The sequence below is a fragment of the Lentibacillus sp. JNUCC-1 genome, assembly GCF_009741735.1.
Taxonomy (GTDB): Bacteria; Bacillota; Bacilli; order Bacillales; family Amphibacillaceae; genus Lentibacillus_B.
On the sequence record NZ_WHOH01000001.1, the window covers coordinates 1,860,939 to 1,881,151 of the forward strand.

The 20,213-nt window shown below is 44.5% G+C and carries 19 protein-coding genes and 2 other annotated features; all 19 genes read left to right on the plus strand.

The genetic code is table 11. The features are described from left to right. Positions 1 to 2,433 carry an ATP-dependent protease ATP-binding subunit ClpC gene (gene clpC, locus JNUCC1_RS08655; protein WP_156645012.1) on the plus strand — a complete coding sequence of 811 codons (2,433 nt, stop codon included), beginning with the start codon at positions 1 to 3 and terminating at the stop codon, positions 2,431 to 2,433. A 168-nt stretch (positions 2,434 to 2,601) separates the two neighbouring features. Continuing rightward, on the plus strand, positions 2,602 to 3,975 hold the full coding sequence (radA, locus tag JNUCC1_RS08660; protein WP_156645014.1) for a DNA repair protein RadA: 1,374 nt from the start codon (positions 2,602 to 2,604) through the stop codon (positions 3,973 to 3,975). A 183-nt stretch (positions 3,976 to 4,158) separates the two neighbouring features. Next, on the plus strand, positions 4,159 to 5,253 hold the full coding sequence (locus JNUCC1_RS08665) for a PIN/TRAM domain-containing protein (RefSeq protein WP_331713676.1): 1,095 nt from the start codon (positions 4,159 to 4,161) through the stop codon (positions 5,251 to 5,253). 127 nt (positions 5,254 to 5,380) lie between these two features. After that, a complete protein-coding gene (gene gltX, locus JNUCC1_RS08670; protein ID WP_156645016.1) occupies positions 5,381 to 6,850 on the plus strand; it encodes a glutamate--tRNA ligase in 1,470 nt (489 codons plus the stop codon). 52 nt (positions 6,851 to 6,902) lie between these two features. After that, positions 6,903 to 7,119, plus strand: a binding site (T-box leader). A gap of 94 nt (positions 7,120 to 7,213) precedes the next feature. Continuing rightward, positions 7,214 to 7,873 carry a serine O-acetyltransferase gene (cysE, locus tag JNUCC1_RS08675; protein WP_331713677.1) on the plus strand — a complete coding sequence of 220 codons (660 nt, stop codon included), beginning with the start codon at positions 7,214 to 7,216 and terminating at the stop codon, positions 7,871 to 7,873. Continuing rightward, positions 7,863 to 9,275: a cysteine--tRNA ligase gene (cysS, locus tag JNUCC1_RS08680; protein ID WP_156645018.1), complete on the plus strand. Its 1,413-nt coding sequence runs from the start codon at positions 7,863 to 7,865 to the stop codon at positions 9,273 to 9,275. Before cysE ends, cysS begins: the two co-directional genes overlap by 11 nt. Then, positions 9,272 to 9,691, plus strand: a complete 420-nt coding sequence (locus JNUCC1_RS08685) for a Mini-ribonuclease 3 (RefSeq protein WP_156645020.1) — start codon at positions 9,272 to 9,274, stop codon at positions 9,689 to 9,691. Before cysS ends, JNUCC1_RS08685 begins: the two co-directional genes overlap by 4 nt. Continuing rightward, complete coding sequence (rlmB, locus tag JNUCC1_RS08690) at positions 9,672 to 10,424, plus strand: 23S rRNA (guanosine(2251)-2'-O)-methyltransferase RlmB (protein WP_156645022.1); 753 nt, start codon at positions 9,672 to 9,674, stop codon at positions 10,422 to 10,424. Before JNUCC1_RS08685 ends, rlmB begins: the two co-directional genes overlap by 20 nt. Before the next feature lie 5 nt (positions 10,425 to 10,429). Then, positions 10,430 to 10,936, plus strand: coding sequence for an NYN domain-containing protein (locus JNUCC1_RS08695; protein ID WP_156645024.1), 507 nt, complete (start codon positions 10,430 to 10,432; stop codon positions 10,934 to 10,936). Between the two features lie 74 nt (positions 10,937 to 11,010). Then, positions 11,011 to 11,742: an RNA polymerase sporulation sigma factor SigH gene (gene sigH / locus JNUCC1_RS08700; protein WP_156645026.1), complete on the plus strand. Its 732-nt coding sequence runs from the start codon at positions 11,011 to 11,013 to the stop codon at positions 11,740 to 11,742. A gap of 91 nt (positions 11,743 to 11,833) precedes the next feature. Next, a complete protein-coding gene (rpmG, locus tag JNUCC1_RS08705; protein WP_156645028.1) occupies positions 11,834 to 11,983 on the plus strand; it encodes a 50S ribosomal protein L33 in 150 nt (49 codons plus the stop codon). 37 nt (positions 11,984 to 12,020) lie between these two features. Then, positions 12,021 to 12,200 carry a preprotein translocase subunit SecE gene (gene secE, locus JNUCC1_RS08710; protein WP_197431677.1) on the plus strand — a complete coding sequence of 60 codons (180 nt, stop codon included), beginning with the start codon at positions 12,021 to 12,023 and terminating at the stop codon, positions 12,198 to 12,200. 145 nt (positions 12,201 to 12,345) lie between these two features. After that, positions 12,346 to 12,879 (plus strand): transcription termination/antitermination protein NusG, encoded by a 534-nt coding sequence (gene nusG, locus JNUCC1_RS08715; protein ID WP_156645030.1) that lies wholly within the window; start codon positions 12,346 to 12,348, stop codon positions 12,877 to 12,879. Positions 12,880 to 13,045: 166 nt separating this feature from the next. Beyond that, positions 13,046 to 13,471, plus strand: coding sequence for a 50S ribosomal protein L11 (gene rplK, locus JNUCC1_RS08720; RefSeq protein ID WP_331713679.1), 426 nt, complete (start codon positions 13,046 to 13,048; stop codon positions 13,469 to 13,471). Between the two features lie 138 nt (positions 13,472 to 13,609). Beyond that, the gene (gene rplA, locus JNUCC1_RS08725) at positions 13,610 to 14,305 is read left to right on the plus strand and encodes a 50S ribosomal protein L1 (protein WP_156645032.1); all 696 of its coding nucleotides are present in this window, start codon (positions 13,610 to 13,612) and stop codon (positions 14,303 to 14,305) included. Between the two features lie 49 nt (positions 14,306 to 14,354). Next, positions 14,355 to 14,499, plus strand: a sequence feature (ribosomal protein L10 leader region). A 67-nt stretch (positions 14,500 to 14,566) separates the two neighbouring features. Continuing rightward, positions 14,567 to 15,067 carry a 50S ribosomal protein L10 gene (gene rplJ, locus JNUCC1_RS08730; protein ID WP_156645034.1) on the plus strand — a complete coding sequence of 167 codons (501 nt, stop codon included), beginning with the start codon at positions 14,567 to 14,569 and terminating at the stop codon, positions 15,065 to 15,067. A 33-nt stretch (positions 15,068 to 15,100) separates the two neighbouring features. Then, positions 15,101 to 15,466 (plus strand): 50S ribosomal protein L7/L12, encoded by a 366-nt coding sequence (gene rplL / locus JNUCC1_RS08735; protein ID WP_156645036.1) that lies wholly within the window; start codon positions 15,101 to 15,103, stop codon positions 15,464 to 15,466. A gap of 112 nt (positions 15,467 to 15,578) precedes the next feature. Continuing rightward, the gene (locus JNUCC1_RS08740) at positions 15,579 to 16,181 is read left to right on the plus strand and encodes a class I SAM-dependent methyltransferase (protein WP_156645038.1); all 603 of its coding nucleotides are present in this window, start codon (positions 15,579 to 15,581) and stop codon (positions 16,179 to 16,181) included. A 390-nt stretch (positions 16,182 to 16,571) separates the two neighbouring features. Further along, positions 16,572 to 20,111: a DNA-directed RNA polymerase subunit beta gene (gene rpoB / locus JNUCC1_RS08745; protein WP_331713680.1), complete on the plus strand. Its 3,540-nt coding sequence runs from the start codon at positions 16,572 to 16,574 to the stop codon at positions 20,109 to 20,111. Positions 20,112 to 20,213: the final 102 nt, after the last annotated feature.

The window sequence follows — 20,213 nt, forward strand, 5'->3', positions numbered from 1 at the left end:
ATGATGTTTGGTCGTTTTACTGAAAGAGCACAAAAAGTACTTGCTTTATCACAGGAAGAAGCTGTCAGACTTGGTCACAGCAATATAGGAACAGAACATATTCTACTTGGTCTGATCCGCGAAGGTGACGGGATCGCTGCTAAAGCACTGCAGTCCATAGGTCTTGAAACCGAAAAAATCCAGGAAGAAGTAGAGAAGCTGATTGGCAAAGGGAAGCAGCCTATGCAGACGATTCATTACACACCACGAGCCAAGAAGGTTGTTGAACTCTCACAGGACGAGGCGAGAAAACTGGGTCATTCTTACGTTGGAACAGAGCATATATTACTTGGGTTAATTCGCGAAGGTGAAGGGGTTGCAGCCCGGGTGCTCAACAATCTGGGTGTCAGCTTGAATAAAGCCAGACAACAGGTATTACAGCTTCTCGGCAGCAACGAATCGACTGCAGGACGCCAGGGCCGCGGACAGTCAACAGGCACTGCAAACACGCCAACACTCGATTCCCTTGCGCGTGATTTAACCGAAAGTGCAAAAGAAGGCGATGTTGACCCCGTGATCGGCAGAAGTAAAGAGATTGAACGGGTTATCGAAGTGCTCAGCCGCCGTACGAAAAACAACCCTGTTTTGATTGGTGAGCCAGGTGTCGGTAAAACAGCCGTAGCAGAGGGGCTGGCCCAGCAGATCGTTAACAATGAAATTCCGGAGACACTCAGAAACAAACGTGTTATGACACTTGATATGGGTACCGTTGTAGCAGGGACGAAATACAGGGGTGAATTTGAAGACAGATTGAAAAAAGTCATGGAGGAGATTCGTCAAGCCGGCAATATTATCATATTCATCGATGAGCTTCATACGCTGATCGGAGCTGGTGGGGCTGAAGGGGCGATTGATGCCTCTAACATCCTTAAACCATCGCTTGCTCGTGGTGAACTTCAGTGTATTGGGGCCACTACCCTTGATGAATACCGCAAGTATATTGAAAAGGATGCGGCCTTGGAACGGCGTTTTCAGCCCGTCCAAGTGGATGAACCTACCCTTGACGAAACTGTCCAGATTTTAAAAGGGTTGCGCGATCGTTATGAAGCCCATCACAGAGTCACCATTACAGATGAAGCGATTGAAGCAGCTGCTCAGTTGTCTGACCGTTATATCAACGATCGTTTTCTCCCAGATAAAGCAATTGATCTCATTGATGAAGCTGGTTCAAAGGTTCGTTTACGCTCATACACGATTCCACCTAATCTCAAGGAGCTGGAACAGAAGCTAGAGAATGTTCGTAAAGAAAAGGACGCTGCTGTGCAAAGTCAGGAGTTTGAAACAGCAGCTTCACTCAGAGATTCTGAACAAAAACTCCGTGAAGAATTGGATAAAACCAAAAATGATTGGAAAGAAAAGCAAGGTAAAACCGATACAAAAGTGGTCATGGAGGACATTGCTGCGGTCGTTTCAACATGGACCGGCGTCCCAGTGGTTAAATTGACCAAACAGGAAAGTGAACGACTCCTGAATATGGAGGAAATCTTGCATAGCAGGGTTATTGGTCAGTCAGAAGCGGTTAACGCTGTATCAAAGGCCATTCGCAGAGCTCGTGCAGGTCTTAAGGATCCTAAACGTCCGATTGGATCATTTATATTCCTAGGCCCTACTGGTGTTGGTAAAACTGAATTGGCCCGCGCCCTTGCTGAAGCAATGTTTGAGGACGAGGATTCGATGATACGTATTGACATGTCCGAATATATGGAGAAACACTCGACTTCCAGGCTCGTGGGTTCACCTCCTGGATATGTGGGACATGAAGATGGCGGTCAATTAACTGAAAAAGTCCGGACAAATCCATATTCTGTTATATTGCTCGATGAAATTGAGAAAGCACACCCTGAAGTGTTTAACATCCTACTCCAAGTTCTGGAAGATGGGCGTTTAACTGATTCCAAGGGTCGGGTTGTTGATTTTCGCAATACCGTTTTGATCATGACCTCTAACGTCGGAGCCGACCAGCTGAGAACAAATAAATACGTTGGTTTCACGCTGGAAGAGGAAGGTCAGGAATACAAAGACATGAAAGATAAAGTCATCAGCGAACTTAAAAAGGCATTCAGACCAGAATTCCTAAACCGGATAGATGAAACAATTGTCTTCCATTCGCTTGAGGAAAAGCATATGACGAAGATCGTGTCACTTATGGTTAACCAGCTACAGAAACGTCTGAAGGACCAAGAGATTGAATTCACTCTGACTGATAAGGCACTTGAAAAAATCGCCAAAGACGGTTTTGAACCTGAATACGGTGCACGTCCACTCCGTCGTTCCATTCAGAAAAACGTCGAGGATTTACTTTCAGAAGAGTTGCTGAAGGAAACCATCTCTAAAAACGAAAAGGTTAAAATTGGTCTCAACAACAAAGGTGAATTTATAGTTCTGCCGAAATAAATCTTGAATGCAATCGGAAGCCTCTATCACAGGGGGCTTCCAATTTTTCCATTAGGAGCAATAAATGTGGCACAAGTATGTAAATTGGATTTAAATGATAAATGACTGTAACTTTTGTGTTATGTCAATCGTACAACATACAGGGTATAATAAAGGTGGGGAAAATCATTGGCGAGAAAGAAAACAAAGTATGTATGCCAGGATTGTGGCTATGAGTCAGCGAAGTGGATGGGGAAATGCCCTGGTTGCGGTAATTGGAATACACTGGTGGAAGAAGTGGATTCAGCATCGTTAAAAGGTCGCCATCATCTTGGTGTTAGCCAACAGGCTGTAAGCCAGCCAGAAAAAATAACAGCAATTGAGTCGCGAAAAGAACCACGAGTTACGACAGAAATGAAAGAGTTCAACAGAGTTCTCGGTGGAGGGATTGTGCCTGGGTCCCTTGTATTGATCGGCGGTGATCCAGGTATCGGCAAATCGACTTTGCTTTTGCAGATATCAGCTCAGCTTGCTGATCAAAACCTCTCTGTTCTATACATTTCTGGCGAGGAATCTACCCAGCAGACAAAATTACGGGCAGATCGCTTGAACATTAAATCTGAGGGACTTTATGTTCTTGCTGAAACAAATTTGTTCAACATCGCGAAACATATTGAACAAATTAAGCCTGATTTTGTAGTGATCGACTCCATTCAAACCATTTATCGGGAAGAAATCACAAGCGCGCCGGGAAGTGTTTCTCAGGTCAGAGAATCTACCAGTGAATTGATGAAAATCGCTAAAACAAACGGCATACCCATCTTTATTGTTGGTCATGTCACCAAAGAAGGTGCCATTGCAGGGCCGCGTATGCTCGAGCATATGGTAGATGCTGTCTTGTATTTTGAAGGGGAGCGACACCATGCGTACCGGATTTTACGCAGTGTGAAGAACCGTTTCGGCAGTACACATGAAATGGGTATTTTTGAAATGAAAGAGTTGGGTCTTAGAGAGGTCTTAAACCCATCTGAAATCTTTTTGGAAGAGCGCTCACAGGGAGCAGCCGGTTCAACAGTTGTGGCATCAATGGAAGGCACGAGGCCAGTACTTGTCGAAATACAGGCGCTTGTATCTCCATCGAGTTTTGGGAACCCGCGCCGTATGGCCACTGGGGTCGATCATAGCCGTGTTCCATTGTTAATGGCTGTGTTGGAAAAACGTGTCGGCCTCATGCTGCAGAACCAAGATGCCTACATTAAAGTGGCCGGAGGGGTCAAACTGGACGAACCCGCGATTGACTTAGCCATTGCAATCAGCATTGCATCCAGTTTCAGAGATCAGGCCACTCTTCCTGAAGATATTTTTATCGGAGAAGTCGGTTTAACCGGCGAAATCAGACGTGTATCCCGAATTGAGCAACGGGTGCAGGAAGCAGCTAAGCTTGGTTTCCAGCGCGTCATTTGTCCAAACCGTAATCTTGAGGGATGGACCCCGCCAGCAGGGATAAAAATAGTTGGTGTTAACACAGTTCAAGAGGCCATGGAGATAGGACTTGCGCGATGATTGTCGAAACATGACGTAAATTATATTGACATCGATGTGTTTTATATGGTATGATCATCTGTTAATCATTTGACTGATAATTTTGGTTGTGCTATGATTTGCTTACTGTTGAACAATAGTTTGCAGTATAATGGGTTATTTTTACTTTAATTAGGTAATAATAACGGATAGGAGGTGACAGTGGTGCTTAAAAAAATCGTTCACTTGTTTTTCATCATTACAGGCGGAACCGTCGGCTATTTGTATATCCCTGATATCATCAATTTATTTAATTTGACGGAAACTGCATGGGTAACATCGCCCTACTTCGGATCTGTCGCAGGCGCCATTATTTTGTTTTTAATTTCTTATTGGTTGGCAGACTATGTTGTCGGCTTCTTAAGATGGATTGAAGATGGTTTGATTAAACTGCCGGCCGGTGATTTGTTTTTTGGAAGTGTTGGATTGATCGTCGGGCTTGTCGTGGCCTATTTGGCTACAATTCCACTTCTGGACATCGGAAATCAGTTAGTCTCAAAGGTTTTACCGTTGTTTTTAACCATCGTCCTGGGGTATTTGGGTTTCCAGGTCGGGTTCCGCCGGCGTGAGGAATTCGTCAATATTTTGAGTGTTGGAAAGAAAGATCGGGATAAAAAGAAAGCCGGACAAGAAGAAAGTGGAGGAGATCTTCCTCAGCCGAAAATTCTTGATACGAGTGTGATTATTGACGGACGAATTGCCGATATTTGTCAAACGAATTTTCTTGAAGGAACACTTGTCATTCCGCAGTTTGTCCTTGGGGAACTTCAGCACATTGCCGATTCATCTGACGTATTGAAGCGTAACAGAGGCAGACGCGGGCTCGACGTATTGAACAGGATCCAGAAGGAATTACCTGTCCATGTGGAGATTTATGAAGGCGACTTTGAAGAAATCAGCGAAGTGGACAGCAAACTGATCAAGCTCGCCAAAGTTATGGGCGGTGTCGTCGTAACGAATGACTTTAACTTAAACAAGGTGTGTGACTTACAGGGTGTCCAGGTTCTCAATATCAACGATCTGGCCAACGCCGTAAAGCCTGTCGTACTACCCGGTGAAGAACTATCCGTCCAAGTCATTAAAGACGGCAAAGAGCACAATCAAGGCGTAGCGTACCTTGATGACGGCACAATGATTGTCGTTGAGGAAGGTCGCGAGTATATTGGCAAAACCATTGATGTGCTCATTACGAGCGTCCTTCAGACATCAGCTGGACGCATGATCTTTGCTAAGCCTAAATTACTTGAAAAGGCTCTGTAAAAAAGGTATAACATAAATGTACCGTGTATAAAAAGTGATAACGTGCCGGTTATCACTTTTTATACGTGATGAGCGATTTTTATGGATATATACGATATACTGACAGATGCAGGAAAGGGGAATCATTATGACAAATGAAGTCCGGGTCCGTTATGCGCCAAGCCCGACAGGCAATTTACATATTGGCAACGCGCGTACGGCCTTATTTAATTATTTATATGCCAAACACTTTGATGGAAAGATGATCATCCGAATTGAAGATACTGATGAAAAGCGAAATGTTGCCGGAGGGGAAGAGAGTCAGCTTAAATACCTGAAATGGCTCGGCGTGGAATGGGATGAAGGTGCTGATGTCGGCGGTGAATACGGCCCATACCGGCAAATGGAGCGTCTTGACGTCTATAATAAGTATGTGGACAAGCTGCTTGAACGTGGGATTGCTTATAAATGTTACATGACTGAGGAAGAACTGGAAGCAGAGCGGGAGAGTCAGCGTGCAGCTGGCCAGGTCCCTAAATATTCCGGGGCACACCGTGATCTGAGTGCTGAAGACATTGCGAAATTTGAAGAAGAAGGACGCCGCCCGAGTATCCGTTTTCGTATTCCTGAGGACAGCACATATACATTTGATGATATTGTCAGAGGCCCCATCACCTTTCAAGGCAGTGATTTCGGCGACTGGGTGATCGTTAAGAAAAATGGTGCTCCAACCTATAACTTTGCTGTTGCGATTGATGACCATTTGATGGCAATCAGTCACGTATTACGAGGAGAAGAGCATATTTCAAATACACCGAAGCAGATGATGGTGTATGATGCTTTTGACTGGACACCTCCGAAATTCGGTCATATGACATTGATCTTGAATGAAGACCGCAAGAAGCTCAGTAAGCGGGATGAACATATTTTACAGTTTATCGAACAGTATAAAAACCTGGGTTATCTGCCGGAAGCTCTGTTCAACTTTATCACACTTCTGGGCTGGTCTCCGGTAGGCGAAGAGGAAATTTTTACAAAAGATACACTGATCGATATCTTTGATCCAGAACGATTATCCACCTCCGCAGCTGTGTTTGATGCGAAGAAATTAAAGTGGATGAACAACCAATACATTAAGGCAGCTGATACTAAGCGGATCATTGACCTTGCCATGCCTTATTTAATTGAAGCAGACAAACTGCCAACAGATATGGATGAGTCTACAAGAGCATGGGCAGAGCGCCTGATTGGTCTCTATCAGGAACAACTTAGCTATGGGGCTGAGATTGTAGAACTGACCGATCTGTTCTTTAAAAAAGAGATTGCCTATGATGAAGAGGGCATGGAAATACTCAGCGGCGAACAAGTCATAGAAGTGCTGCAAGTATTTACGGATAAGCTGATTCACTTGGAAAGCTTCGAAAAGGATTCGATCAAAGGCGAAATCAAAGCGACGCAAAAAGAAACCAAGCATCGCGGTAAAAAATTATTTATGCCGATCAGAGTGGCTGTCACAGGACAAGTTCATGGTCCTGAGTTGCCTCTTGCTATCGAACTGCTTGGCAAAGAAATTGTACTCGCACGTCTGGATGCAATTTTAAAGCAACTGGAAGCGTAATGACAAAATAACCTTCACAAATTTTGTAGAATATAATATAGTGAATATACGATAAAGAACGTTGAGAAGGAGAAGTAAGAAGTGTTCTGTCTGCACAGAGAGTATCATCGCCGGCTGGGAGTGATACCTGACACCGCTTCTGAAATGCCCCTTTGAGTCCGCCATGGAACAAAAGTATATGGCGGCGGCACCTCTGCCGTTATCAGAGTCAAAGTTGGAAGCAAATTGCTTTAAACAGAGTGGAACCGCGTCGGATAAACGTCTCTGTGTCTTTATGGCACAGAGGCGTTTTTATATCCAAAAACGTTATGAAAGTAAAGTGAGTTCAATCCAAATGAACCTCGAAAAGGGAGGCGTTCACAGGTGGGTTTTTTCAAACGCATAAAAGAAGACATTGATGTGGTTTTTGAACATGACCCGGCTGCCCGGTCTGTTTTCGAAGTTGTTTTAACATACTCAGGATTGCATGCGGTATGGGCACATCGTGTGGCACATCGCTTTTATAAATGGAAATGGTTTTTTATTGCCCGGGCAATTTCTCAAATCAGCCGCTTTTTCACAGGCATCGAAATCCACCCCGGGGCCAGAATTGGGCGGAGATTCTTCATCGACCACGGCATGGGAGTCGTGATCGGCGAAACATGTGAAATTGAAGATGATGTCACCGTATTCCAAGGCGTTACGCTGGGAGGCACCGGAAAAGAAAAAGGCAAACGGCATCCAACTGTTAAAAGCGGCGCATTAATTGCGACAGGGGCAAAAGTGCTTGGATCCCTCACCATTGGAGAAAATGCGAAAATCGGCGCAGGCTCTGTTGTGCTTAAAGAAGTGCCGAACGGGGCCACTGTTGTCGGTATTCCAGGGAGGATTGTTAAACAGAATGGTGAAAGGGTCACAGAACGTCTCGATCATCAGCTGCCAGATCCAGTAGGCGACCGCTGTGATCGGCTTCAAAAAGAAGTTAACAGATTGAAAGAGGAATTGAAGCGTATACAGGAAGGGGAAAAACACAATGGCCATTAAAATTTATAACACTTTGACACATGAAAAAGAATTATTTAATCCGATAGAAGAAAATAAAGTTAAAATGTATGTGTGCGGCCCGACAGTTTATAACTACATTCATATTGGCAACGCACGACCCGCTGTGGTTTTTGATACCGTTCGCCGGTTTTTCGAGTATAAAGGATATGATGTTGATTACGTTCTTAATTTCACAGATGTGGATGATAAAATCATTAAGGCAGCCCAGGAATTGGGCGAACCGGTCTCAACTCTCACAAACCGTTTCATTGATGCTTATCTTGAAGATGTTGAGCAATTAGGTGTAAAAAAGGCCACCTATAATCCTCGCGTAACCGAAACAATGGATGATATCATCGCTTTTATTAAAGGGCTGATCGAAAAGGGTTTTGCTTATGAAGCAGACGGGGATGTTTATTTTAAGCCAAGAACGTTTGACGGGTATGGAAAGCTATCCCATCAATCCATTGATGAGTTGCGCTCTGGAGCTCGTATTCAAATCGGAGAAAAGAAGGAGGACCCGCTTGACTTCGCACTCTGGAAGCAGGCAAAAGCAGACGAAATTGCTTGGGATTCCCCATGGGGCAAGGGGCGTCCGGGTTGGCATATTGAGTGCTCAGCCATGGCGAAGAAGTACTTGGGTGAGACCATTGATATTCATGCCGGCGGTCAGGATTTGACATTCCCGCATCATGAAAATGAGATTGCTCAATCGGAGGCAAAAAACGATAAGCTGTTTGCCCATTACTGGATGCACAATGGGTATATTAATGTTAATGACGAGAAAATGTCTAAATCACTTGGAAACTTTATTTTGACAAGAGATTTAATCACAGCCCATAATCCCCGTGTTGTCCGATTCTTCATGCTCAGTGTGCACTATCGCAACCCGATCAACTTTTCGGAAGCCTTGCTGGAAGGAGCCAAGAACAGCCTTGAACGGCTGGAAACAGCATATTTCAATCTTGAGCACCGCAAACAGTCCAGCCTGAATCTAACAAATGAAAAGGAATCCTGGTTTGAAAAAGTACGTACATTTGAAGCTCGTTTTGATGAGGCAATGTCAGATGACTTTAATACAGCGAATGCATTGTCGGTCATGTTTGATACGGCTAAAGAAGCGAACGTTTATCTTCAGTCCAAACAGACGTCCACTGATGTTATTGACGCATTTCAAGCCTTTCTACTGCGTGGTCTGGATGTGCTGGGCATAGGCTTGCCGGATGCACCATCAGAAGATTTGCTTGATGAGGATGTTGAAGCGCTTATTGCAGAGCGGAATGAAGCGCGTAAAAATCGCAACTTTCAGCGGGCAGATGCCATCAGGGACCAACTGAAGGAAGAAGGCATTATTCTTGAAGATACGCCTCAGGGAGTCCGATGGAAAAGAGGTCAATCATGAATGCTGATGTGAAACAGATGAAAAGTCTGGCCCTCGCTTATATGGGGGATGCCGTCTATGAAGTGGCTGTGCGTAAACATTTACTCGACAGTGGTCAGATCAAGCCAAAACAGCTTCATGAACACGCGGTTAAATATGTTTCAGCCAAAGCACAGGCTTCTGTCATCCATCACTGGCTGGACGGAGCACACCTCACAGAAGAAGAACAAAGCGTTGTAGCGAGGGGGCGGAATGCCAAATCGGGTTCCGTTCCCAAAAACACGAGTGTCCAGACTTATCGTTATGGCACAGCCTTTGAAGCGTTGTTGGGCTATCATTACTTGCTTGACAACCATGAACGTCTTAACGAACTCATTGAACATGCCTTCCATCTCATACAGGAAAGAAGGGAAAATAATGGATCCTCAAACTCATGAAGAGCTGATCAGCGGCAAGAACCCGGTTTTTGCTGCTTTAGAATCCGGACGACCTATTAACAAGTTGTTTCTTTCGGAGCAGCTGAATCCTAACTTGCAGCGAAAATTAACGAATTTAGGCAAGCGCGCTGGAGCTGTCGTACAAACGGTTCCGCGCAAGCGCTTGGACCAACTTGACAATGGAAATCATCAAGGCATTGTCGCATTCGTGGCCCCATATCCGTACAGTGAACTCCAGGATTTATTTGACCGAGCAGAAGCTTCTGGGGAGCCGCCTTTTTTCATAATACTGGACGAGCTTGAGGATCCGCATAACCTGGGATCGATCTTACGTACAGCGGATGCTGTCGGTGCTCATGGCGTGATTATTCCCAAGCGCCGGTCAGTAGGACTGACTGCAGTGGTGGCAAAAACAGCTGCAGGGGCTTTGGAGCACGTTCCTGTTGTTCGAGTGACAAATATTTCTAACACCATTGAACTCCTGAAGGAAAAACACGTTTGGGTTGTGGGAACAGAAGCTGACGCCGATGAAGATTATCGCCAGCTTGCCGGAGACCTGGCCATAGCACTTGTAATCGGCAATGAAGGCAAGGGCATCAGTAAACTCGTCAAGAAAAAGTGTGACTGGACAGTAAGCCTGCCTATGACCGGACATGTCTCTTCACTTAACGCTTCTGTAGCAGCAGCTCTGCTTCTTTATGAAGTACGTCGCAAACGGACACCAGTCGGGTGATTAATATGATTATTTTGGTCGTTGACGGTTACAACATCATCGGTGACTGGGAAGAACTGAAAGCATTAAAGGATAAAGATATTGACCAGGCGCGTAACCGCCTTGTCGAGATGATGGCAGAATACCAGGCTTATACCGGCCACAGGGTCATTGTGGTGTTTGATGCGTATGAAGCCCCCGGGAGAGGTAGTAAGCTCAATCCGTTCGGTGTGGAAGTGATCTATACGAAAGAAAATGAAACGGCAGATGAGCGCATTGAAAGATATGTGAAGGATTTGAAGAACGTACAAACAAAAGTGTATGTGGCGACATCCGATTATACAGAGCAGCGTACCATTTTTGCCCAAGGTGCCTTGAGGAAATCAGCTCGGGAACTGTATATTGAGTTGGAAGGGATTAACAATGGCATCGCCAAAGATATTGAACGGTACCGCAATGTCCAGCCGCATTCCAAGATTCCTTTAAACGATGAGATGCTGGCATTATTTGAAAGGTGGCGCCGTGGTCACTAAGCACGAAGGTTTGTCGAATTTTCTAATATTCAGGGGCTAAGATTGTCGAAAAGGCGCCAATACGCGATCTGCTGTTGACTCTTGTAAAACGCTTACGGTATAATGTTGCTAATATCTCGAAGTCGTCCGGGGGGGCAATCTTGGTGAGTCAACTTTTGAAAGAAAACTGTCCGAATCTTAAATCGCTTGATGATGAGGAAGTTTTGCAGCTTGTCCATCGTGGACACAAACAAGCACTTGATCATTTAATTCAGAAATATAAGGGATTTATTAGGGCCAAAGCGCGCACGTATTATTTAATTGGGGGAGACAGGGAAGACATTATGCAAGAGGGTTTGATTGGTCTTTATAAAGCCATTCGCAATTTTGACCAGGATAAGCTTTCTTCATTCAAAGCTTTTGCTGAGATGTGTGTAACGCGGCAAATGATCACGGCTATTAAGACAGCAACACGACAAAAGCATATCCCGCTCAATTCCTACGTGTCTCTGGACAAGCCAATGTTTGAAGAAGAATCAGAGCGGACACTTATGGATGTGATTGCCGGTCCAAGTGAAGTAGACCCGCAAGAACTGCTCGTTCACCGGGAAAGCTCCATCGATATTGAACGCAAATTGTCGGAAGTGCTGAGCCGGTTTGAGCGTGAGGTTCTGAATTTGTATGTCGACGGGTATACGTATCAGGAAATCTCCGGTATGCTTAATTGCCATGTCAAATCAATCGATAATGCCTTGCAGCGTATAAAACGCAAGCTGGAGCATGACGCGCCTCGATCCAGATCTGTTATTCATAAAAAGATCATATAACCATACCTCTATTTACGGTCGGCAGCAATTGACATAATGGTGTCTGCGTGCTACATTTAATAGGGTATTAAGCACTTGTCAGGATGATACGATGACGAAACGAATCGTTTTAACATGTTCTGTTTGTTCAAACAGAAATTACACAACACAAAAAGGTAAAGCCGCAGAAGGCAAGCGAATGGAAGTACGTAAGTATTGCAAACACTGCGGTGCTCATACCATACATCGTGAAACGAAATAAAGAAAGTCTTTTTACGGCGGAGTTTGGGGGGACAAGCATGAAACTGGTCCAATTTTTCAAGAATGTATCACGGGAAATGAAGAAAGTCAGCTGGCCTAAAGGAAAGGAATTATTCAGCTATACGGTTACGGTTATCGTTACAGTGACATTCGTAGCTATATTCTTCGGGGTTGTTGACCTAGGGATCTCACAACTTCTCAATACATTTTTTGAATAGAAGCAGTATAAATATGCTATAATACTATTATATAACCTTCTTAAAAAACCCGGGCGTCACGGGTTTTTTAATATTGTTTAAAAAAGCCACACCCTAGACAAAGGGTAATAAGGGAGGGAAGGGCAGCTTAAGTGTCCTGATCATTATGGAAAAAAACTGGTATGTTGTTCATACGTATTCAGGGTATGAGAACAAAGTCAAGACCAATCTTGAAAAGCGCGTTGAGACGATGGGGATGGAAGATCATATTTTCAGAGTTATTGTGCCCGAAGAAGAAGAGACTGAAATTAAAGATGGTAAAAAGAAAGTTGCCAAAAAGAAATTCTTTCCGGGATATGTCCTTGCAGAAATGATTATGACTGACGACTCCTGGTATGTTGTCCGTAACACACCGGGCGTCACAGGATTTGTCGGATCAAGTGGCGGGGGATCCAAACCTACGCCTCTATGGCCAGACGAGATTGATTCTGTACTCAAGAAGATGGGCTTAAAAGAGAGTGTTATCCAGGTTGATTTTGAGGTTAAAGAGAATGTTAAAGTCAACGATGGACCATTCACTGACTTCACCGGCACAATTGAGCATATCGATGTTGATAAACAAAAAGTCAAAGTCCATGTGAATATGTTTGGCCGTGAAACACCGGTTGAACTTGATTTCTCACAGATCGAAAAACTATAGATTTCACACTGCTGTGAAATTCATAACCAAAAATCTCTTGCAATTTATTTCGTTTCATGCTAAAATTCTTTTGTTATTCATGGTCATGTCCAAAGGCAATGACCATATATGAGTGGGAGGGTCAAAACCCTATTACCACATCACGGACTTTAAGGAGGTGTGTCACGTGGCTAAAAAAGTAATTAAACTTGTTAAATTGCAGATCCCTGCAGGTAAAGCAAATCCAGCACCGCCAGTCGGACCGGCACTAGGTCAGGCAGGTATTAATATCATGGGTTTCTGTAAGGAATTCAACGCACGTACACAAGATCAGGCTGGCATGATTATTCCAGCAGAAATTACGGTTTTTGAAGACCGTTCGTTTACGTTTATTACAAAAACACCACCTGCAGCTGTATTGTTGAAGAAAGCAGCAGGTGTTGAATCAGGTTCCGGCGAGCCTAACAAAAGCAAAGTCGCTACTGTTAAACGCGATCAAGTCAAAGAAATTGCTGAAACAAAAATGCAGGACTTGAATGCTGCTGATGTTGAAGCAGCTATGCGTATGGTGGAAGGAACCGCGCGCAGCATGGGCATTACGATCGAAGACTAGTACCTTGGGTGCTGCAGTGATTTTTATGGTCCCATAAAGATCACTGTTTTCGATCTTGTCCCAGCTGTATAAAAGCGCCGTGCTTTTATAAGTGGGAGGTACAACCGCTATAACCACAATAGAGGAGGAAACAACGATATGGCGAAAAAAAGCAAAAAGTATCAAGAAGCTGCCAAGCTTGTTGAACGTTCTAAATCATATGATATAAAAGAAGCTGTTGAATTGCTGAAGCAAACAGCTAAAGCCAATTTTGACGAGACTGTCGAAGCTGCTTTCCGTCTTGGGGTTGACCCGAAGAAAGCGGATCAGCAAATTCGCGGTGCTATGGTATTGCCGCACGGAACAGGAAAGACTCAGCGCGTTCTCGTGTTTGCTAAAGGTGATAAAGTCAAAGAAGCAGAAGCTGCAGGTGCAGACTTCGTAGGTGACCAGGATATGATCAATAAAATCAACCAAGGCTGGTTTGATTTTGACGTGATCGTAGCGACACCTGACATGATGGCGGAAGTTGGTAAACTTGGCCGCGTGCTCGGACCTAAAGGCCTTATGCCAAACCCGAAAACCGGAACAGTTACCTTTGAAATCGAAAAAGCTGTCAATGATATTAAGGCTGGTAAAGTTGAATATCGTGTTGATAAGTCAGCTAATATTCATGTGCCAATCGGTAAAGTATCATTCGATAATGACAAGCTGATTGAGAACTTCGAAGCGATCACAGATACACTTGTCAAAGCTAAGCCTCAGGCATCAAAAGGCACTTACGTGAAAAACGTTGTAGTTGCTTCTACGATGGGACCTGGCATCAAAGTTGATGCATCTGGCTATGTCCGCTAAAAAAAGTAATTGACACCCAATCATTTTATATGTATAATGATTGCGGTAATCATATAAACAAGTTATACCGTAGACAGCAGGAGCGCCTCAGCGCTTAAAACTTTCCTGCCGAGGTGTGTTTAAACAGCGACGGCCCCGTTAAGGCTGGCGTTGGAAAACCTCCATGTCTGCATGGAGGTTTTTTATATGGCAAGAAACGATTATGAAACGATGCCACATTTTGATGCACCGGTATGACGATCATGAATTGGAGGTGGGACAATGTCCAGTATTATCGAACAGAAACAGCAATTGGTCCAAACGATCACTGATAAGTTACGCGCAAGCCAATCAACCATTTTGGTGGACTATCGCGGCCTTGACGTGGCGGAAGTGACTGAATTGCGTAAACAGCTGCGGGAAGCTGACGTAGAGTTTAAGGTTTACAAGAACTCTATGACTAAGCGCGCTGTTGAAAACGCAGAGTTATCCGAGCTTACAGAAGCGTTGGTTGGTCCAACAGCTATTGCGTTCAGCAACGAGGACGTCATTGCACCTGCAAAGATTTTGAACGGGTTTGCCAAAGAGCATGAAAACCTTGAAATCAAAGCAGGCGTTATTGAAGGTCAAGTTGCAACTCTTGATCAGATCAAGGAACTCGGCGATTTGCCAAATTACGAAGGTATGGTTTCCATGCTGCTTAGCGTACTGCAGGCACCTGTACGCAACTTCGCTTATGCTGCTAAAGCAATTGCGGATCAAAAAGAAGAACAAGGTGCTTAATTAAACAAACATCCCATGAGGAGGAAATAGATTATGACAAACGAACAAATCATTGAAGCTGTAAAAGAAATGTCAGTTTTAGAACTTAACGATCTTGTTAAAGCAATTGAAGAAGAATTTGGTGTAACTGCTGCAGCACCTGTTGCTGTTGGCGGCGGTGGCGGCGGCGCTGAAGCTGCTGAAGAACAAACAGAATTTGATGTTGTTCTTACAGACGCTGGTGCTTCCAAAATCAAAGTTGTTAAAGCGGTTCGCGAAATCACAGGTCTTGGCCTGAAAGATGCCAAGGATCTTGTTGACAATGCACCAAAACCTGTTAAAGAAGGCGTATCTAAAGAAGACGCTGAAGAAGTTAAAGGCAAGCTTGAAGAAGCCGGTGCTTCTATAGAAGTGAAGTAATGTCCATAAGAAAGCTCGTCGATTTTAATCCGGCGGGCTTTCTGTATCTTTTACCATCATCGCTCATCCAACCGTGACACATGTTAATCTACTGAATAAAGCAGGTGCTAACATGACCGAACATTACTTTTCTCAAAAACCCCAATCAAAAAGCTCACCAAAGACGTGGCACTTTACATTAAGAGAAAGAAACTATCAATTCACGAGTGATTATGGTGTGTTTTCCAAACAAGAGGTTGATTTTGGATCACGCCTGCTGATTGAATATTTCACGGCTCCTGAAACTGAAGGGGATATCCTTGACCTCGGGTGTGGGTATGGTCCAATAGGCGTTGCGCTTGCTGATGCATTTCCGAAGCGTGACATTGTGATGGCTGACATTAATGAACGGGCAGTAGAATTGGCTAAGCAAAACGTCCAGCTGAATCACATTGACAATGCGACCATCATTCAAAGTGACCGCTTTGCCAGCATTAATGATTGCAAGTTTGCAGCGGTTGTAACGAATCCGCCAATTCGATCAGGGAAGAAAGTTGTACACAGCATGTTTGAAGAGAGTAAAAGACATTTAAGGCCTGCGGGAGAACTGTGGGTAGTTATTCAAAAAAAGCAAGGTGCCCCATCAGCTAAAGAAAAGCTGGAAGAGTTGTTTCGGGAAGTGGAAGTTGTTTCAAGAAATAAAGGGTATTATATTTTTCGGGCAGTCAATGTTTGACCAACGAGGTTTCATGTGGTAACATAGTTTAATGCTAATATGGAATTTTCCTGTCAAGGGGAACTTTATTGAAATGTATATTTTATTACCGTGCGGAAACAATAGTAAAATCGAGTAATATTGGCTATTGTGCGGCGGTTTTTAGGAGGGGTGACACGAAAACATCAAACCAGCTTGGAATATGTGCGTGTCATTTTGTTTTTTCATTTTTTAGCAGGGCGAAAAAGAGGTTCTGAAAAAAGTATAAACGAATTCCTCTGATAGAACAAGTGTTTTTTGTGAAATACATGAGCATTATGAATAAAACCATTGTTTGCTGGCGAGGCGGATAAATGGTTTTCAATATAGAAGTTAAGTTCAACTTTGGTTGAAGAATGCATGATTTAAGGGGTGAAGCAGTTGGCAGGTCAACTAGTTCAATATGGAAGACACCGTCAGCGCAGAAGCTATTCACGAATAAGCGAAGTGCTGGAGCTACCGAATTTGATCGAGATTCAAACCGCATCCTACCAGTGGTTTCTGGATGAGGGGCTGCGGGAAATGTTCCATGATATTTCTCCGATTGAAGATTTTACGGGGAATCTATCGTTGGAATTTGTCGACTACAGTTTGGGTGAACCGAAATATCCAGTCGACGAAGCGAAAGATCGCGATGTCACATACAATGCACCGCTTCGAGTGAAAGTGCGCCTGATTAACAATGAAACAGGTGAAGTAAAAGAACAAGAAGTCTTTATGGGTGACTTCCCATTAATGACAGATACGGGAACGTTTATTATAAACGGTGCCGAACGCGTTATCGTCTCGCAGCTTGTTCGTTCTCCAAGTGTTTACTATAATGAGAAATTCGACAAGAACGGCAGACGCGGTATTACCGCTACAGTTATTCCGAATCGAGGCGCTTGGCTTGAATTTGAAACTGATGCCAAGGGTGTCGCTTATGTGCGGATAGACCGTACACGTAAGTTGCCAATTACCGTGTTGCTTCGAGCACTTGGCTTTGGAACTGACGAAGAAATTATTGACTTAATCGGGGACAATGAACACCTGAAAAACACCCTCGATAAAGACAACACGGAAAACCCTGAAAAAGCCCTTCTTGAGATCTATGAAAGGCTCCGTCCGGGTGAACCGCCAACCGTTGAAAACGCCAAAAGTCTTCTCGTTTCAAGGTTTTTTGATCCGAGACGCTACGATTTGGCGCATGTTGGGCGCTATAAAATAAATAAAAAACTAGATATTAAAAACCGTTTGTTCAATCAAGTTGTCGCTGAAACCATTGCAGATCCTGAAACAGGTGAAGTTATTGCGCAAAAAGGCGATAAACTTGAACGCAAACTTCTGGACAAAATCATTCCGCTTCTCGAATCCGAGGATGCTATGTTGGGTGAAAGTCTGGTAGAGCCGCATGAAGGTGTGCTGGATGAACAGGTTAAACTACAAGCTATTAAAATAATGGATCCGACAGACCCGAGCGGTGAAAGAGAATTAAACGTTATTGGCAACGCCGCGACAGATTCATCTATTAAAAACATTATGCCTGCCGATATCGTGGCATCAATCAGCTACTTCTTTAATTTGCTGTACCATGTCGGGCAGACCGATGACATTGACCATCTGGGCAATCGTCGTTTGCGTTCTGTGGGTGAGTTGCTTCAGAACCAATTCCGGATAGGGCTTTCCCGTATGGAGCGCGTTGTTCGCGAAAGAATGTCCATCCAGGATACGTCAAGCATTACACCACAGCATTTAATTAATATCCGTCCGGTCATTGCGTCAATCAAGGAGTTCTTCGGAAGCTCACAGCTTTCTCAGTTTATGGACCAGACGAATCCTTTGGCAGAACTGACACATAAGCGTCGTTTGTCAGCGCTTGGCCCTGGTGGTTTAACGAGAGAACGTGCAGGCTTCGAAGTGCGTGACGTTCACTACTCACACTACGGCCGTATGTGTCCGATTGAAACGCCGGAAGGACCGAACATCGGCTTGATCAACTCCTTGTCATCATTTGCTAAGGTGAACAAGTTTGGGTTTATTGAGACACCATACCGCAGAGTTGATCCTGAAACAGGAAAGGTATCTGCAAAGATCGACTACCTGACTGCTGATGAAGAGGACCATTATATTGTGGCCCAGGCTAACGCCAAACTATCTGAAGACGGCTATTTCATTGACGATGAGGTTATAGCCCGTTTCCGCGGTGAGAACACGATTGTGCCGCGTGAACAGCTTGACTATATGGACGTATCGCCAAAACAAGTTGTATCAGCAGCGACCGCGTGTATCCCGTTCCTTGAAAATGATGACTCCAACCGTGCACTGATGGGTGCCAACATGCAGCGTCAGGCTGTACCATTGTTGCAGCCCCAAGCACCTATTGTTGGGACTGGAATGGAATACGTGTCAGGGAAAGATTCCGGCGCGGCAATTATATGCCGTCATGAAGGTGTTGTTGAGCGTGTTGAAGCGAGCCGGATTGAAGTTCGCCGCATCTCCACTGTGGACGGCAAAGAAGTCAAAGGGGACGTTGATCGTTATCGTCTGCAGAAATTCATCCGTTCCAACCAGGGAACATGCTACAACCAGCGTCCGATCATCTCAGAGGGCGACAGGGTTGTAAAAGGTGAGATCCTTGCTGACGGACCTTCCATGGAAGATGGAGAACTCGCGTTAGGCCGTAACGTCATGGTTGGCTTTATGACGTGGGAAGGCTATAACTATGAAGATGCGATTATCATGAGTGAAAGACTCGTTAAAGACGATGACTATACATCTATTCATATTGAAGAATATGAATCAGAGTCCCGCGACACCAAATTGGGTCCTGAAGAGATTACAAGGGACATTCCCAACGTCGGGGAAGATGCATTGAAAAACCTCAACGAACAAGGCATCATCCGCGTTGGTGCGGAAGTGAAAGATGGCGACATTCTTGTCGGAAAAGTAACTCCAAAAGGGGTAACGGAACTATCAGCTGAAGAACGATTGCTCCATGCTATTTTCGGAGAGAAAGCCCGTGAAGTCCGTGATACGTCACTTCGAGTGCCACACGGAGCCGGCGGAATTGTTCTAGATGTAAAAATCTTTAACCGTGAAGATGGCGATGAGCTGTCACCAGGCGTCAACCAGCTTGTGCGCGTCTATATCGTGCAAAAGAGAAAGATCTCCGAGGGTGACAAAATGGCTGGCCGTCACGGTAACAAAGGGGTTATATCAAAAATACTCCCTGAAGAAGACATGCCATACTTGCCAGATGGCACTCCGATCGATGTCATGCTCAATCCGCTAGGTGTTCCATCGCGGATGAACATTGGACAGGTGTTTGAATTGCACTTGGGTATGGCAGCGCGAGAACTCGGTATTCATGTGGCATCACCTGTATTTGATGGTGCGAATGAAGAAGATGTTTGGGAAACCCTGGAAGAAGCCGGCATGGCCAGAGATGCTAAAACCATCCTTTACGATGGGCGTACTGGTGAGCCGTTCGATAACCGGGTATCAGTCGGGATCATGTATATGATTAAATTATCCCACATGGTTGATGACAAATTGCATGCCCGTTCAACAGGTCCATACTCATTGGTTACGCAGCAACCGCTTGGTGGTAAGGCACAATTCGGCGGCCAGCGTTTTGGTGAGATGGAAGTTTGGGCTCTCGAAGCCTATGGCGCCGCTTATACGCTTCAGGAAATCCTGACTGTTAAATCTGATGACGTTGTAGGTCGTGTGAAAACGTACGAATCCATTGTTAAAGGTGACAATGTGCCTGAACCGGGCATTCCGGAATCCTTTAAAGTGCTGATTAAGGAACTGCAAAGTCTGGGAATGGATGTCAAGATGCTCTCAGGCGATCAATCTGAAATAGACATGAAGCAGCTTGAGGAAGAAGAAACACAGGCAGCGACTAAGTTAAATATAGACATGGATTAGGCTGCACAGGCTTTAAAACTTGAGTTTTAAAGCCTGGGTTCAGCCATGTAGATTGACTGTTGGAAACAGAGTTTGAGGCAAATATGGATTCGAATAAAGGGA

What these genes read in the sequence shown, in the direction of transcription:
- rlmB (WP_156645022.1), top strand. Translation starts at nt 9,672, where the DNA reads ATGGATCCTCAAACTCATGAAGAGCTGATCAGCGGCAAGAACCCGGTT.
- clpC (WP_156645012.1), top strand. Translation starts at nt 1, where the DNA reads ATGATGTTTGGTCGTTTTACTGAAAGAGCACAAAAAGTACTTGCTTTA.
- rplJ (WP_156645034.1), top strand. Translation starts at nt 14,567, where the DNA reads ATGTCCAGTATTATCGAACAGAAACAGCAATTGGTCCAAACGATCACT.
- nusG (WP_156645030.1), top strand. Translation starts at nt 12,346, where the DNA reads ATGGAAAAAAACTGGTATGTTGTTCATACGTATTCAGGGTATGAGAAC.
- JNUCC1_RS08740 (WP_156645038.1), top strand. Translation starts at nt 15,579, where the DNA reads ATGACCGAACATTACTTTTCTCAAAAACCCCAATCAAAAAGCTCACCA.
- rplL (WP_156645036.1), top strand. Translation starts at nt 15,101, where the DNA reads ATGACAAACGAACAAATCATTGAAGCTGTAAAAGAAATGTCAGTTTTA.
- secE (WP_197431677.1), top strand. Translation starts at nt 12,021, where the DNA reads ATGAAACTGGTCCAATTTTTCAAGAATGTATCACGGGAAATGAAGAAA.
- gltX (WP_156645016.1), top strand. Translation starts at nt 5,381, where the DNA reads ATGACAAATGAAGTCCGGGTCCGTTATGCGCCAAGCCCGACAGGCAAT.
- rplA (WP_156645032.1), top strand. Translation starts at nt 13,610, where the DNA reads ATGGCGAAAAAAAGCAAAAAGTATCAAGAAGCTGCCAAGCTTGTTGAA.
- JNUCC1_RS08695 (WP_156645024.1), top strand. Translation starts at nt 10,430, where the DNA reads ATGATTATTTTGGTCGTTGACGGTTACAACATCATCGGTGACTGGGAA.
- JNUCC1_RS08685 (WP_156645020.1), top strand. Translation starts at nt 9,272, where the DNA reads ATGAATGCTGATGTGAAACAGATGAAAAGTCTGGCCCTCGCTTATATG.
- rpmG (WP_156645028.1), top strand. Translation starts at nt 11,834, where the DNA reads ATGACGAAACGAATCGTTTTAACATGTTCTGTTTGTTCAAACAGAAAT.
- cysS (WP_156645018.1), top strand. Translation starts at nt 7,863, where the DNA reads ATGGCCATTAAAATTTATAACACTTTGACACATGAAAAAGAATTATTT.